This window comes from Pandoraea sp. PE-S2R-1 (genome assembly GCF_002179865.1).
Classification (GTDB): domain Bacteria; phylum Pseudomonadota; class Gammaproteobacteria; order Burkholderiales; family Burkholderiaceae; genus Pandoraea.
In genome coordinates this window covers 94,534-109,687 of record NZ_NGUR01000012.1, presented here as the reverse complement: position 1 = coordinate 109,687, position 15,154 = coordinate 94,534, and the positions used below count along the sequence as shown (strand labels likewise).

General features: G+C 62.3%; 13 protein-coding genes. 8 read left to right on the top strand and 5 right to left on the bottom strand.

Features of this window, described 5'->3' with window-relative positions:
* The first annotated feature begins 46 nt into the window (after window positions 1-46).
* Together typA and CDV44_RS15650 are read left to right on the top strand one after the other, a co-directional pair.
* On the top strand, window positions 47-1,867 hold the full coding sequence (gene typA / locus CDV44_RS15655; protein WP_087688860.1) for a translational GTPase TypA: 1,821 nt from the start codon (window positions 47-49) through the stop codon (window positions 1,865-1,867).
* A gap of 189 nt (window positions 1,868-2,056) precedes the next feature.
* A complete protein-coding gene (locus CDV44_RS15650) occupies window positions 2,057-3,178 on the top strand; it encodes an enoyl-CoA hydratase/isomerase family protein (RefSeq protein WP_087688859.1) in 1,122 nt (373 codons plus the stop codon).
* 32 nt (window positions 3,179-3,210) lie between these two features.
* On the opposite strand, the gene CDV44_RS15645 is transcribed toward CDV44_RS15650, so the two are convergent.
* Together CDV44_RS15645 and lexA are read right to left on the bottom strand one after the other, a co-directional pair.
* Window positions 3,211-3,627 (bottom strand): hypothetical protein, encoded by a 417-nt coding sequence (locus CDV44_RS15645; protein ID WP_087688858.1) that lies wholly within the window; start codon window positions 3,625-3,627, stop codon window positions 3,211-3,213.
* 173 nt (window positions 3,628-3,800) lie between these two features.
* Complete coding sequence (gene lexA / locus CDV44_RS15640) at window positions 3,801-4,454, bottom strand: transcriptional repressor LexA (protein WP_058379055.1); 654 nt, start codon at window positions 4,452-4,454, stop codon at window positions 3,801-3,803.
* Between the two features lie 258 nt (window positions 4,455-4,712).
* Here lexA and CDV44_RS15635 point away from each other — a divergent pair, with 258 nt between their 5' ends.
* From CDV44_RS15635 to CDV44_RS15610, 6 genes are all read left to right on the top strand, one after another.
* A complete protein-coding gene (locus tag CDV44_RS15635; protein ID WP_087688857.1) occupies window positions 4,713-5,744 on the top strand; it encodes a sulfate ABC transporter substrate-binding protein in 1,032 nt (343 codons plus the stop codon).
* 32 nt (window positions 5,745-5,776) lie between these two features.
* Complete coding sequence (gene cysT, locus CDV44_RS15630; RefSeq protein ID WP_058379053.1) at window positions 5,777-6,640, top strand: sulfate ABC transporter permease subunit CysT; 864 nt, start codon at window positions 5,777-5,779, stop codon at window positions 6,638-6,640.
* Between the two features lie 20 nt (window positions 6,641-6,660).
* Entirely contained in the window at window positions 6,661-7,566 is a 906-nt protein-coding gene (gene cysW, locus CDV44_RS15625) for a sulfate ABC transporter permease subunit CysW (protein WP_087688915.1), read from the top strand.
* A gap of 100 nt (window positions 7,567-7,666) precedes the next feature.
* On the top strand, window positions 7,667-8,743 hold the full coding sequence (locus tag CDV44_RS15620; protein WP_087688856.1) for a sulfate/molybdate ABC transporter ATP-binding protein: 1,077 nt from the start codon (window positions 7,667-7,669) through the stop codon (window positions 8,741-8,743).
* A gap of 126 nt (window positions 8,744-8,869) precedes the next feature.
* Window positions 8,870-9,808, top strand: coding sequence for a CysB family HTH-type transcriptional regulator (locus CDV44_RS15615; RefSeq protein WP_058379051.1), 939 nt, complete (start codon window positions 8,870-8,872; stop codon window positions 9,806-9,808).
* A gap of 102 nt (window positions 9,809-9,910) precedes the next feature.
* Window positions 9,911-10,951, top strand: coding sequence for an asparaginase (locus CDV44_RS15610; protein WP_087688855.1), 1,041 nt, complete (start codon window positions 9,911-9,913; stop codon window positions 10,949-10,951).
* Window positions 10,952-11,193: 242 nt separating this feature from the next.
* On the opposite strand, the gene glxR is transcribed toward CDV44_RS15610, so the two are convergent.
* From glxR to gcl, 3 genes are all read right to left on the bottom strand, one after another.
* Entirely contained in the window at window positions 11,194-12,096 is a 903-nt protein-coding gene (glxR, locus tag CDV44_RS15605) for a 2-hydroxy-3-oxopropionate reductase (RefSeq protein ID WP_212677120.1), read from the bottom strand.
* A gap of 206 nt (window positions 12,097-12,302) precedes the next feature.
* On the bottom strand, window positions 12,303-13,094 hold the full coding sequence (hyi, locus tag CDV44_RS15600) for a hydroxypyruvate isomerase (protein WP_087688853.1): 792 nt from the start codon (window positions 13,092-13,094) through the stop codon (window positions 12,303-12,305).
* A gap of 172 nt (window positions 13,095-13,266) precedes the next feature.
* A complete protein-coding gene (gcl, locus tag CDV44_RS15595) occupies window positions 13,267-15,036 on the bottom strand; it encodes a glyoxylate carboligase (protein ID WP_087688852.1) in 1,770 nt (589 codons plus the stop codon).
* Window positions 15,037-15,154: the final 118 nt, after the last annotated feature.

Genomic DNA, 15,154 nt, shown 5'->3' with positions numbered 1-15,154 from the left:
TGGTAGAATCGCGGATTCTCCAAAGGCTTTTTTCGAGCACCTTTTCATGACCCGCGCTCTCCGTAACATCGCTATCATCGCGCACGTCGACCACGGCAAAACCACGCTGGTTGACCAATTGCTGCGCCAGTCGGGCACCTTCCGCGAAAATCAGCACGTCGCTGAACGCGTGATGGACTCGAACGACATTGAAAAAGAGCGCGGCATCACGATCCTCGCCAAAAACTGCGCCGTCGAATACGAAGGCACCCACATCAACATCGTTGACACCCCGGGTCACGCTGACTTCGGTGGTGAAGTCGAGCGCGTGCTCTCGATGGTCGACAGCGTGTTGCTGCTGGTCGATGCCGTCGAAGGTCCGATGCCGCAAACCCGCTTCGTGACCCGCAAGGCCCTGGGCCTCGGTCTGAAGCCGATCGTCGTGGTCAACAAGATCGACCGTCCGGGCGCACGTCCGGACTGGGTGATCAACCAGACGTTCGATCTGATGGACAAGCTCGGTGCTACCGACGAGCAACTGGATTTCCCGGTTGTCTACGCCTCGGCACTGAATGGTTTCGCGAGCCTCGACTCGGACGTGCGTGAAGGCGATATGCGCCCGCTGTTCGACGCGATTCTCAAGAACGTGCCCGTGCGTGAAGCCGACGTCGACGCGCCGCTGCAACTGCAAATCAGCTCGCTCGACTACTCGACGTTCGTCGGCCGTATCGGTATTGGCCGTATTACGCGCGGCAGCATCAAGCCGGGCCAGCAAGTGGCCATGCGCTTCGGTCCGGAAGGCGAAGTGCTCAAGCGCAAGATCAACCAAGTGCTGACGTTCCAAGGCCTGGAGCGCGTGATGTCGGACGGCGCGCAAGCCGGCGACATCGTGCTGATCAACGGTATCGAAGACGTGGGTATCGGCGCGACGCTGTGCGACATCGATACGCCGGAAGCGCTGCCGCTGCTGACGGTGGACGAGCCCACGCTGACCATGAACTTCTGCGTGAACACGTCGCCGCTGGCTGGCCGTGAAGGCAAGTTCGTGACGAGCCGCCAGATTCGCGACCGTCTGCACAAGGAACTGAACCACAACGTGGCGCTGCGCGTGAAAGACACGGCCGAAGACTCGGTCTTCGAAGTGTCGGGCCGTGGCGAACTCCACCTGACGATTCTCATCGAGAACATGCGTCGCGAAGGCTATGAACTGGCCGTGTCGCGTCCGCGCGTGGTGCTCAAGGAAATCGACGGTGTGAAGCACGAGCCGTACGAAATGCTGACCATCGACCTGGAAGACGATCACCAGGGCGCGGTCATGGAAGAAATCGGCCGCCGCAAGGGCGAAATGCTGGACATGGTCTCGGACGGCCGTGGCCGTACGCGTCTGGAATACCGCATTCCGGCCCGTGGCCTGATCGGCTTCCAGGGCGACTTCCTGTCGATGACCCGTGGTACGGGCCTGATGAGCCACATCTTCGATGCTTACGCACCGCTCAAGGATGGTTCGCTGGGTGAGCGTCGCAACGGCGTGCTGATCTCGCAAGACGACGGCGCTGCCGTGGCCTACGCACTGTGGAAGCTGCAAGATCGCGGCCGCATGTTCGTGTCGCCGGGCGATGCGCTGTACGAAGGCATGATCATCGGTATTCACAGCCGTGATAACGACCTCGTGGTCAACCCGATCAAGGGCAAGCAGCTCACGAACGTGCGTGCGTCGGGTACCGACGAAGCCGTGCGTCTGGTGCCGCCGATCGCGATGAACCTCGAATACGCGGTGGAATTCATCGACGACGACGAACTGGTTGAAGTCACGCCGAAGACGATTCGTCTGCGCAAGCGTTACCTCAAGGAACACGAGCGCAAGCGCGCTTCGCGCGACGCGTCGTAAGGTCGTCGCCGGCGATAGGCTCGGCAGCCAATGGGAGTCTCCCGTCCGGTTGCCGATGCCAGTCTGTTGGAAAGAAAGCCGGTGCTCAGCGCCGGCTTTTTTATTTGACGCGCCCGTGCGTTTTCGACCCGGCCGAGTCACTTTGTACGTTCCCACTTCACATCAACCCCCTCGATCTAGCTATTCGACATGACTGAGTTTGTTCGCACTGAGATTCGTGGCCGTATCGGTTTCATCACGCTCGCACGCCCGAAGGCGCTTAACGCACTCTCGCACGACATGATTCGTGCGATCGCCAGCGCTTTGCACGTCTGGCGAGACGATCCCCAAGTGCTGGGCGTCGTGTTGCAGGGAGAAGGCGAGAAGGGCTTGTGCGCAGGCGGTGACATTCGCTATTTCCATGAAGTCGTCAGCCGGGGTGGCGAAGCGACGGCGGGCATCATGGACTTCTTCACCGACGAATACACGCTGAACTACACCATCGCCACATATCCGAAGCCGTACATCGCGTTGATGGATGGTGTGGTGATGGGCGGTGGCATGGGGATCTCGCAAGGCGCAGCGTTGCGCATCGTGACCGAAGCCACACGCATGGCGATGCCGGAGACAGCCATCGGCCTGTTTCCCGATGTTGGCGGCGGGTTCTTCCTCGCGAATCTCGCGGGGCACCTCGGTGAATATCTCGGCATGACGGGCGCGGTGTTCGGCGCCGTTGACGCCTGCGAGATCGGTCTGGCCGACGTGGTGATGCCGCGTGCGTCGCTGTCGGCGCTATGCGAGCAACTGGCAACGGGGGACTGGCAAGATAGCGATGCCGTGCTGAATGCAGCCCGCAATTTCGCGCGCGAAAGTCTGCCGCCGGTTGGGCTGGTTCAGGGCAAGCTCGCGGCACTGCGTGACGTCATCGACACGCACTTCAGTCATGCTGACGCCACGGCAATTCTGCATTCGCTGGCGCGTGAAGCGCGTTGCGAATATGCCGGCTGGGCGCAGGAAACCGAGGACCTGCTGCGTAACAAGCGCTCACCGCTGATGGTGTGCGTCACGCTGGAGCAAGTGCGGCGTGCTCGCAAATTGTCGCTGGCGGAAGACCTGCGGGAAGAATGGCTGATGATGCGCTGCGTTTTCAATCTGGATGGGCGCACGGGTGCCGAAGGTGTTGAGGGCATTCGCGCCCTCGTGGTCGATAAAGACCACACACCGCGTTGGCAACACGCTCGCATCGAAGACGTCAAACCGGCAGACGTTGCCCGGTTCTTCGATGGCGAGCGTGGTGGTGCCGATCACCCGTTGGCAACGCTGGGCGAGTAAAAGACGCCGCGCCTACGCGCGAATACACGCGCCTACACCGCTGCCTGACAAAACTGCTCGCCAACGGCCTGATCGAGTTTGCGACAGATGTCGGCGATGCTGCCGACCATCACGATGTGCGAGACGTCACGATAGACGCGCACATCGTCATGCGCGTCGCGGCGTGTCTGCAATTCACGCACATTTCGCGATGCCTTGACCGCTTGCGCAGCGGGGCAGGCGCGACGCGCAGCCGAACTGACAACGGAAGCGATAGCGCGGGGCAGGGCGGTGGTGCGGGTACGCGCCGGGACCGTGTAAGAACGTGCGATGGCCGGTGCGGCCGCGAACGGTCCGGACAAGGCCGACAGGCCATACACCGCAGACAGACGCGCCTGCGCTGAGGCGGTGGCCGTGCGAATGCGAGGTTGACCGAGGGACGTGCGCAGCAAACCAAAGAGTCGAGCCATGATGCGTTTCCTTCTTCCAATAGCGGTTGGAGAGAGGTGTCCTGTCGCATCGCTTCACAAATCGCAGGCGCAGCAGGGCACGGGCGCCGGACCCAGCCCGGCGCAAATCAGCGTTACTTGATCGTCAGGGAATGGCGCGCGACGTGAAGTCGTTGCGCGCCTTTGGCTTGCGCCTAGAGATCGTTATTGCGAATCAGGCCGACCGCGATCCCTTCCAGCGCAAAATCACCACTGCCTTCGTTGACGTTGATGTTCTCGAAGTCAGGGTTCTCGGCAATCAGCTCCACGCCGCCCTTCACGCGGTGGAAGCGCTTGACCGTGACGTCGTCGCCGATACGCGCCACGACGATTTGTCCTTCGCGCGCATCTGCGGCTTTCTGCACGGCCAGCAGATCACCGTCGAGAATGCCGGCATCGCGCATCGACATCCCGCGCACTTTCAGCAGGTAATCGGGCTGACGGGCAAACATGTTCGGATCGCACTGGAAATTGCGTTCGATATGCTCCTGCGCCAGAATCGGGCTGCCTGCGGCCACGCGCCCGACGAGCGGCAGCGAGAGTTGCATCAGCCCCATATGCGGCAGCGTGAACTGATGCACGCCGCCCGCCTCATCGAGACGTTTGAGCCGGATGCCGCGCGATTGCCCGGCGGAAAGCTCGATCACACCCTTGCGCGCCAGCGCCCGCAGATGTTCCTCGGCCGCATTGGCCGAAGAGAAGCCCAGCTCGGCGGCAATCTCTGCGCGTGTCGGCGGGAAGCCGGTGCGCTCAATGGCCTGGCGAACCAGTTCGTAGACCTGCTGTTGACGTGCGGTAAGTTTGATCATGGCATCACTGTATGGAAGCACAGGTGGCTGTATTTTTATACAGTGTTTCCAAAAGCGCAAGCGAAAACTTCAAGTACTTCATGAGCTTCGCGGTCAAATACCCCGATTTCTGCCGCAAACCGGTGCCTCTCATCCCTCAGCACAAAATCTCTAATCCTTATTCCGGTATAAACAAAAGCCAAAATATTATTTTTAATTATTTAGCCGCCCCCCTAGACTGGCCTCCTACCACACGAAAGCAAAAAAGGAGCGAAAGTCATGAGCATTGCAGCACGGGGTTCGAAAGCTAAGAAACTGGCGACCGCACTGGGCGCTATCGCACTGTCCGTCGGCATGACGGTACAGGCACAAGCGGCAAGCTTTTCGCTGCTCAACGTGTCGTACGACCCGACGCGTGAGCTTTATGCCGATTACAACAAGGCTTTCGAAGCCCATTACAAACAGACCACGGGTGACACCGTCACGCTGAAGGCCTCGCACGGCGGTTCGGGCAAGCAAGCCCGCACGGTGCTCGATGGCGCACCGGCCGATGTGGTCACGCTCGGTATTTCTGCCGACATCGACGAACTCGCGCAAGCCGGTCTGGTGAACAAGGACTGGCAGAAGCGCCTGCCGGACAACGCCACGCCGTACACGTCGACCATCGTGCTGCTCGTGCGCAAGGGCAACCCCAAGAACATCAAGGACTGGGACGATCTGGCCAAGCCGGGCATCAGCGTCGTGACGCCGAACCCGAAGACGTCGGCCGGCGCCCGCTGGAACTACCTCGCCGCATGGCTGTTCGCGCTCAAGGCACCGGGCGGTAATGAACAGAAGGCGCAGGACTTCGTCAAGGCGATCTACAAGAACGTGGGCGTGCTGGACTCGGGCGCACGCGGCGCGACGACGACGTTCGTCGAGCGCGGCATCGGCGACGTGCTGATCGCCTGGGAAAACGAAGCGCTGCTGTCGGTGAAGGATCTCGGTCCGGACAAGTTCGACATCGTGGTGCCGTCGTCGTCGATTCTGACGGAGCCGCCGGTGGCCGTGGTTGACAAGAACGTCGACAAGCATGGCACGCGCAAGGTGGCCGAAGCCTACCTCCAATGGCTGTACTCGCCGCAAGGGCAGGAGATTGCCGCGAAGCACTTCTATCGTCCGCGTTCGCCGGAAATCGCCAAGAAGTACGCGTCGCAGTATCCGAAGCTCAAGTTGTACACGGTGGATGCCGATCTCGGCGGCTGGACCAAGACGCAGGCCAAGCACTTCGCTGACGGCGGCATCTTCGATCAGATCTACACCAAGAAGTAATTCAGAAAAAAAGGAACGAAGGGGACCATCGCATGAGTACCGCACTGTTTCCAATCTGGCGTAAGCCGAGTGCATTGCCGGGCTTCGGCCTGACGATGGGCTACACCGTGGCGTACCTGAGTCTGGTCGTGCTGGTGCCGTTGCTGATGGTCTTCATCAAGGCTAGCTCGCTCGATTGGGCGAGTTTTGTCACCGCCGTGAGTTCGCCGCGCGTGCTGGCGTCGTATCGCCTCACGTTCGGCATCTCGCTGGCGGCAGCGCTCCTGAACGCTGTGTTCGGTTTCATTCTGGCGTGGGTGCTGGTGCGCTACACGTTCCCCGGCAAGCGCATCGTCGATGCGCTGGTCGATCTGCCGTTCGCGTTGCCCACGTCGGTGGCGGGCATCGTGCTTGCCGCTATCTACGCGCCGAATGGCTGGATCGGCCGCTGGTTCGAGCCGCTGGGCATCAAGATCGCCTTCACGCCGCTGGGTATTTTCGTTGCGCTCACGTTCATCGGTCTGCCGTTCGTGGTGCGCACGCTGCAACCGGTGCTCGAAGAGTTCGAGCGCGAGCAGGAAGAAGCGGCGGCTTGTCTGGGCGCTTCGCGCTGGCAGACCGTGCGTCACGTGATCCTGCCGGCGGTGTTGCCGGCGCTGCTGACCGGCTTCGCACTGGCATTTGCCCGCGCGGTCGGTGAGTACGGTTCGGTCATCTTTATCGCGGGCAACATTCCGATGGTCTCGGAAATCACCTCGCTGCTGATCGTGACCAAGCTCGAACAGTTCGACTACGCAGGCGCTGCGGCATTGGCCGTCGTCATGCTCGTGATCTCGTTCGTGCTGCTGCTCCTCATCAATACCCTGCAATGGTGGCTGCAACGCCGTCATTCGGGCCGACGCGCCAGCGGCGCGTGATTCCAGAGAAAGATTCGATCATGTCCGATTCGCTTACTCTCCCGGCCGCCGCTGCGCACGTGCCGAAAGTGCGCAGCACCGATCCGACCGACGAGCCCAGGCTCGTCAAGGTCGTGTTGATCGGTCTGGCGCTGCTGTTTTTCGCCTTGTTTCTGGTGTTGCCGCTCGCGTCGGTGTTCGTCACTGCACTGGGCAAAGGTATTGGCGCCTATTGGGACGGCATGACCAACGACGATGCGCTCTCGGCCATCCGCCTCACGTTGTTGATTGCCGTGATCGCCGTGCCGGTGAACGTGGTGTTCGGTGTGGCGGCGTCGTGGGCGATTGCGCGCTTCGACTTCAAGGGCAAGAGCGTGCTGACCACGCTCATCGACCTGCCGTTCTCGGTGTCACCGGTGATCGCGGGGCTCACGTTCCTGCTGATCTTCGGCCGTCAGGGCCCGCTGTGGGACTGGCTCGACGCCAACAACCTGCGCATCGTATTCGCGCTGCCGGGGCTGGTACTGGCCACCATCTTCGTGACGTTCCCGTTTGTCGCCCGCGAGCTGATTCCGCTGATGCAGGCGCAGGGCAGCGAAGAGGAAGAAGCGGCGCGCGTGTTGGGCGCCAGCGGCTGGCAGGTGTTCACGCGGGTGACGTTGCCGAAGATCAAATGGGGCCTGCTGTACGGCGTGATTCTGTGTAACGCGCGGGCGATGGGCGAGTTTGGCGCGGTATCGGTGGTGTCCGGCCACATTCGCGGCGAAACGAACACGCTGCCGCTGCATGTGGAGATCGAATACAACGATTACCACACGGTGGGTGCGTTCGCGGCGGCATCGATTCTCGCGCTGCTGGCGCTGGCGACGCTGGGCCTGAAGCTGTGGGCCGAACGCAAGCTGGCACAGGACAAGGCCGCACGCCGCATCGACGCGACCGCCACCTGAAGCCGCAAGCAAACGCATACGCATACCAAAAGCACACCAACGAACACGAAGGCAGACGCGAACGCCGCCAACGCGGCCATCGCATCGAGGAGCAAGGCAGATGAGCATCCAGGTACAACAGGTTTCGAAGCGTTTCGGCGATTTCGCGGCGCTCGACGACGTGAGTCTCGAATTTCCCACGGGCGAGCTGGTGGCGTTGCTCGGGCCGTCCGGTTGCGGCAAGACCACGCTGCTGCGCATCGTGGCCGGCCTTGAGTTTGCCGATGCCGGGCGCGTCGTGCTCAACGGCGAAGACGTGGCGAGCGTGGGCACCCGCGAGCGTCAGGTCGGTTTCGTGTTCCAGCATTACGCGCTGTTCCGTCACATGACGGTGTTCGAGAACGTGGCGTTCGGCCTGCGCGTGAAGTCGCGCCGCGATCGCCCCTCGGACGCGCAGATTCGCACCAAGGTGCATGAGCTGCTGAGCCTTGTGCAACTCGACTGGCTGGCCGATCACTACCCGGCAGAACTCTCCGGCGGGCAGCGTCAGCGTATTGCGCTGGCCCGTGCACTGGCGGTCGAACCGAAGGTGCTGCTGCTCGACGAGCCGTTCGGCGCGCTCGACGCCAAGGTGCGCAAGGAACTGCGCAGCTGGTTGCGCCGCCTGCACGACGAGCTTCACATCACGACGATCTTCGTGACGCACGATCAGGAAGAAGCACTGGAAGTGGCGGACCGCATCGTGTTGATGAACCGCGGCAAGGTCGAACAGATCGGTGCGCCGCAAGACGTGTACGACACGCCCGAAAGCGCCTTCGTCTACGAATTCCTCGGCGCGGCCAACCGCCTGTCGGGGCAATTGCAGACGCATGACTTCATCGCGGATGCGGGCGCGTATCGCGTGACGGTTGCCAAGGACGATCTGCCGGCACTGCCGCAGGACGGCCGTGCCATTGCCTACGTGCGCCCGCATGAACTCGCGTTGCTGCCGGCGCACGATGGCGGCCCGGGCATCGACGTGTCGGTGCGCCGTGCGATCCCGCTGGGCGGCACCGTGCGTGTGGAACTGGCGGCACCGGGCGATGCGGTTTGGGAAGCCGAACTCACGCGCTCGGGCTGGCAGGCATTGGGTGCGACGGCGGGCGAACCGCTGCGCGCCGTGCCGCGTCAGTTGCGCGTGTTCTCGGCGCAGGCCTGAACATGAGCGCTCCCGGCAACGGGGCGGTCAGCAGCACCTGGGACAGCAGACAGAAAATCGATAAGCAGTTAAAGACAAGACGTACTAGGTAGATGTAACAGACAAGCGATAGGGCGGAGTCACACCATGAATTTCCAGCAATTGCGCTACGTGCGCGAAGCCGTACGGCAAAACCTGAACCTGACCGAAGCCGCGAGTGCGCTTTACACCTCGCAGTCGGGCGTGAGCAAGCAGATCAAGGACCTTGAGGATGAGCTCGGCGTCGACGTGTTCGTGCGTCGCGGCAAGCGTCTCACGGGCCTCACCGAGCCGGGCAAGGCTGTGTTGCAACTGATCGAGCGCATGTTGCTCGACGCGGAAAACCTGCGCCGCGTAGCGCGTCAGTTTGCCGATCAGGACAGTGGGCATCTGGTGGTGGCCACCACCCACACGCAGGCACGCTACGCATTGCCGCAGGTCATCAAGCAGTTCACTAGCGTGTATCCGAAGGTGCATCTGGCCCTGCGTCAGGGCAGCCCGCGCCAGATCGCGCAGATGGTCATTGACGGTGAAGCCGATATCGGCATCACGACCGAAGCACTCGATCGCTTCCCCGATATCGTGACGTTCCCGTGCTATTCGTGGCATCACGTCGCCGTGGTGCCGAAGGATCACCCGCTGGTGGGCCGTGAGAGCGTCACGCTGGCCGACATTGCCGAATATCCGATCATCACGTACGACGGCGATTTCACCGGCCGCTCGCACGTGGACAAGGCGTTTGCCGACCAAGGACTGGTGCCGGACATCGTGCTGACCGCGTTGGACACGGACGTCATCAAGACGTACGTCGAGATCGGGCTGGGCATCGGCATCGTCGCGGCGATGGCGGTCGACCCGCGCAAGGATCAGGATCTGGCCGTGCTCGAACTCGACAACGCGTTCGAGCCGAGCACCACGCGTATCGGCCTGCGTCGCGGCGCGTTCCTGCGCTCGTATGCTTACCGCTTCATCGAGATGCTGGCACCGGCGCTCAAGGAGCAGGAAATCTCGACGCAACTGCGCGAAGCGCTGGAGTTTGCGGCCTGAGATCAAAATTCCCCCGGCTCGCGTGCCCCGTGCGCCGGGGCACGCCGCCCGTTGGGTTTTCCGCGATTGGGAACCGGGGCAGGATTCGATACAATCGCTGGCATGACCTTGACCTCTTTTAATCCGACCCCGCATTACACCGTGCCCACCGGCGAATTGCCGCGCATTGTGCTGCTCGCCACGGGCGGCACGATCGCAGGCAGCGCCGCTGACGCGACGCGTACGGCCGGTTATCAGGCGGGTGCGCTCGGTGTACAGGATCTGCTCGCGGCCGTGCCGGCGCTGGGCAGCATTGCGCATATCCATGCCGAGCAAGTCGCGCAAATCGACAGCAAGGACATGAGCTGTTCGCTGTGGCAGAAGCTTGCCGCACGCCTGAACGCCTTGCTCTCGCAGCCCGACGTCGCCGGGGCGGTGATTACCCACGGCACCGATACACTCGAAGAGACCGCTTACTACCTGCATCTGACGGTCAATAGCCGCAAGCCGGTCGTGATTACGGCCGCCATGCGTCCGGCGACGGCATTGTCTGCCGATGGTCCGCTCAATTTGCTCAATGCCGTGCGTGTCGCGACCGATCCGATTTCGGCGGGGCGCGGTGTGCTGGTCGCCATCAACAATCAAATTCACTGCGCGCGCGACGTCATCAAGACAAGCACGTATGCGGTAGATGCCTTCCTGTCGCCGGAAATCGGCGTGCTTGGCTGGGTGCAGGACGAGCGTGTCGCGTTCCAGCGTGCCGCGCTGCAATACCACACGGTCGAAAGCGAGTTCGTCGGTCTGTCGGGCGAATTGCCGGCGGTAGAAGTCGTGTCGAGCTATGCGGGGGTTTCGCGCATTGCCGTCGACGCACTGGTCGAGGCGGGCGTGCAGGGCATCGTGGTGGCAGGCACGGGCAACGGCTCGCTGCATTCGCTGCTGCAACAGTCGCTTGCCGAGGCCGTGCAGCGTGGCGTGGCGGTGGTGCGCGCTGCGCGTGTCGGCAGTGGCCACGTGATGCACAACGGTGCGGCGCCCGACGATCAGTACGGTTTTGTGAGTGCAGGCAATCTGCATCCGTACAAGGCGCGTGTGCTGCTGATGCTGGCGTTGCAGGCTGGCGTGCCGCGCGATCGCTTGCAGAGTCTGTTCGACGAGTATTGATCGCGGTGGGGGCGTGATCGAGACGTGATCGTCACGACGAACGCAGGCAAAAAAATACGGCGCCAGTCATGCGACTCGCGCCGTTACCGTTTCAGCGATGCGCCACTCGCGTGGTGTGACGCATTCACCTCCCCTTACTGGTCATGCTGGCGGCCTGTGGCGGCCGCTTCTTCATCTTCTCGCGAACTACCCGATGATTCACGCCCCGCGTGAGGGCGGGGCGTGAGATTCGCTGACTGCGCTCAGGCAACCGTGTGGTTGGAGAGCAGTTCCAGCGCGCGCACCATACCCGAGTGATCCCAGCTCGAACCACCGTTGGCGGCGCAGGCGTTGAACAGCTCTTGGCACGTGGCCGTGTTGGGCAGCGACACGCCGAGTGCCTTCGCACTTTGCAGCGCCAGATTCAAGTCTTTCTGGTGCAGCGAGATGCGGAAGCCCGGCTCGAAGTTGCGCTTGACCATGCGCTCGCCGTGCACTTCCAGAATGCGCGACGAGGCGAAGCCACCCATCAGTGCCTCACGCACCTTGGCGGGGTCGGCACCGGCCTTCGATGCGAACAGCAGGGCTTCGCCCACGGCTTCGATGGTGAGTGCGACGACGATCTGGTTGGCGACCTTGCAGGTCTGACCGGCACCGCTTTCGCCCACCAGCGTGATGTTCTTGCCCATCAGCTCGAAGAACGGCTTCACGTCGTCAAACGCGGCTTGCGAGCCACCGACCATGATCGACAGCGAGGCAGCCTTCGCGCCGACTTCGCCGCCCGAGACCGGCGCGTCGAGGTATTCGCAACCCAGCGCCTTGATCTTCTTGGCGTATTCCTTCGTTTCGATCGGCGAGATCGAGCTCATGTCGACCACGATCTTGCCGGCCGTCAGGCCTTCGGCCAGACCGTCTTCACCGAACAGCACGTTACCGACGTCGGGGGTGTCCGGCACCATCACGAAGATGATGTCGGCACGCTTGGCGACTTCCTTGGCCGACGTGCAGCACGTAGCCTGACCGTCGATCAGGTCTTGCGGGGGCGTGCGGCGCTCGTACAGGAACAGCTTGTGACCGGCGTTTTGCAGATGCTTCGCCATCGGCGCGCCCATGATGCCCAGACCAATAAAACCGAGTTGTGCCATTTCGAGACTCCTTGTTGCCAAAGTTTGAATGTTGTCGCTGCTGCTGAGGCTGCCGCTGCGGTTACCGGTCAGCGAGGCGGGCCGTCATTGCCCGTGTCCCCGTGCTCCGGCCGCATGCCCCCTGCATGCGGCCGGCGGGGCCCTTCCTCGTCGAAACGCCGTCAGCAGCCTTGCTTGTGTCGTGCTTGTCTTGTGCTTGCGCGTACGTGCGTGTTGTGGCGTCGGACTTATGCCGCTTCGCGCAGACCCGCCGCCTTGAACCAACCCAGACCGTCGGTCGTGGTGGTGGCGGGCTTGTACTCGCAGCCGATCCAGCCGGTGTAGCCGATGCGATCGAGCAGGGCGAACAGGTAGGCGTAGTTGATTTCGCCCGTGCCCGGTTCGTTGCGGCCCGGGTTGTCGGCCAACTGCACGTGGGCGATGCGCGCCAGATTCGTCTCGATGGTCTTGGCGAGCTCACCTTCCATGCGTTGCATGTGATAGATGTCGTACTGCAAGAACAGGTTGTCCGAGCCCACGTCGTCGAAGATCTCCAGCGCCTGCTTCGTGCGGTTCACGAAGAAGCCCGGAATGTCGTACGTGTTGATCGGCTCGACCAGCAGGCGGATGCCTTCAGCCTTGAGTGCGTCGGCGGCAAAGCGCAGGTTGCCGACGAGCGTTTCACGGGCGGCGTCGGTCGACAGATCGGCACCTTGCTTGCCCACGAGGCAATTCAGTTGCTTCACGCCCAGCGCCTTGGCGTAGGTGATGGCTTCGCCCACGCCGTCGCGGAACTCGGCGATGCGCTCGGGGAAGATCGCGATACCGCGCTCACCCGCTTCCCAGTTACCGGCCGGCAGGTTGTGCAGCACCAGATCGAGCTGGTACTGGTTCAGTTTGTCGGCGATCTGGTCGCGATGGAACGCATACGGAAACAGGAACTCCACGCCACGAAAACCCGCTGCGGCGGCCGCCTTGAAGCGGTCGAGGAACGGCACCTCGTTGAACAGCATGGTCAGATTGGCGGCAAATTTCGTCATTGCGCTGACTCCTCTCTTTCTTATAGGGGGTTGGTTTCGACGATTCGATTCAGGGTGTTTCGGGTGGTACGGGGTATTGCAGGGATTGCAGGGCGCGTGCTGGGCCGATAAGGGGGTCTAGGTCTTATCGGAGGGGACGCACACGCCCCGCAAACGGTCACAGGCGGGCGGCTTACGCCGTCACTGCGCTGTTGTCTTCTTCCACGACGTCGATGATTTCTTCGAACTCATTGACGTTGTTGATTTCGGTGCCCATCGCAATGTTGGTCACGCGCTCGAGAATCACTTCCACGATCACCGGCACCGAGAACTCGGCCATCAGCTTGCGGGCCTGTTCGAAAGCGGGCTGGATGTCGTTCGGCTGATGCACGCGGATGGCCTTCACGCCCAGACCTTCGGCAACCTTCACGTGATCGACGCCGTAGCCGTTCAATTCCGGCGAGTTCACGTTTTCGAACGCGAGCTGCACGCAGTAATCCATGTCGAAGTTGCGCTGTGCCTGACGGATCAGACCCAGATACGAGTTGTTCACCACGACGTGGATGTACGGCACCTTGAACTGCGCTGCCACGGCCAGCTCTTCGATCATGAACTGGAAGTCGTAGTCACCCGAGATGGCCACCACGTCCGACGACGGCGACGCCACCTTCACACCGATCGCTGCCGGCACGGTCCAGCCCAGCGGGCCGGCCTGACCGCAGTTGACCCAGTGGCGCGGCTTGTTCACGTGCAGGAACTGTGCGGCCGCAATTTGCGACAGGCCGATGGTCGAGACGTAACGCACGTCGCGGCCGAAGAAGGCGTTCATTTCCTGATACACGCGTTGCGGCTTGATCGGCACCTGATCGAAGTCGGAGCGGCGCAGCATCGTGCGCTTGCGCTTCTGGCAGTCGGCGACCCACTGCGAGCGGTCCGGCAGACGACCGGCGGCCTTCAGTTCCTTGGCCACTTCGACGAACAGCGTGAGCGCAGCCTTCGCATCGGAGACGATGCCGTAGTCCGGGCCGAACACGCGGCCGATTTGCGTCGGCTCGATGTCGACGTGCACGAACTTGCGGCCCTTGGTGAAGACGTCGACGCTACCGGTGTGGCGGTTGGCCCAGCGGTTGCCGATGCCCATCACGAAGTCCGAGGCGAGCATCGTCGCGTTGCCGAAGCGGTGCGACGTTTGCAGACCGACCATGCCGGCCATCAGCGGGTGATCGTCGGCGATGGTGCCCCAGCCCATGAGCGTGGGGACGACCGGCACGTTGACGGTCTCGGCGAATTCGACGAGCAGGTCGGCGGCGTCGGCGTTGATCACACCGCCACCCGACACGATCAGCGGACGCTCCGAGGCGAGCAGCATCTGGATCGCCTTTTCAGCCTGCGCGCGCGTGGCAGCGGGCTTGTAGACCGGCAGCGGCTCGTAGGTGTCGGGATCGAATTCGATCTCGGCGACCTGCACGTCGAACGGCAGGTCGATCAGCACCGGACCCGGACGGCCCGAGCGCATCAGGTGGAATGCCTGCTGGAACACGCGCGGCACGAGTGCCGGCTCGCGCACGGTCACGGCCCACTTGGTCACCGGCTTGGCGATCGATTCGATATCGACGGCCTGGAAATCTTCCTTGTACAGACGGGCGCGCGGTGCCTGACCCGTAATGCACAGAATGGGGATCGAGTCGGCTTGTGCCGAGTACAGACCCGTGATCATGTCGGTGCCGGCGGGGCCCGAGGTACCGATACACACGCCGATGTTGCCGGCTTCTGCACGGGTATAGCCTTCGGCCATGTGCGACGCACCTTCGACGTGGCGCGCGAGCACGTGCTCGACGCTGCCGGCCTTGCGCAGTGCCGAATAGAACGGGTTGATTGCTGCGCCCGGCACGCCGAACGCGGTGGTGATGCCTTCCTTCTCCAGCACCCGAACGGCGGCCTCTACGGCGGTCATCTTGGCCATGTGACTCCTCCAATGTGTAATCGGTAATGATCTTGGAAGCCACTTTAAGCCGGTACGATTTGTTTGATAAGATCACAAAAGATCGTTTTTTTAATAACAAAAAGTATCGAATGGAGGC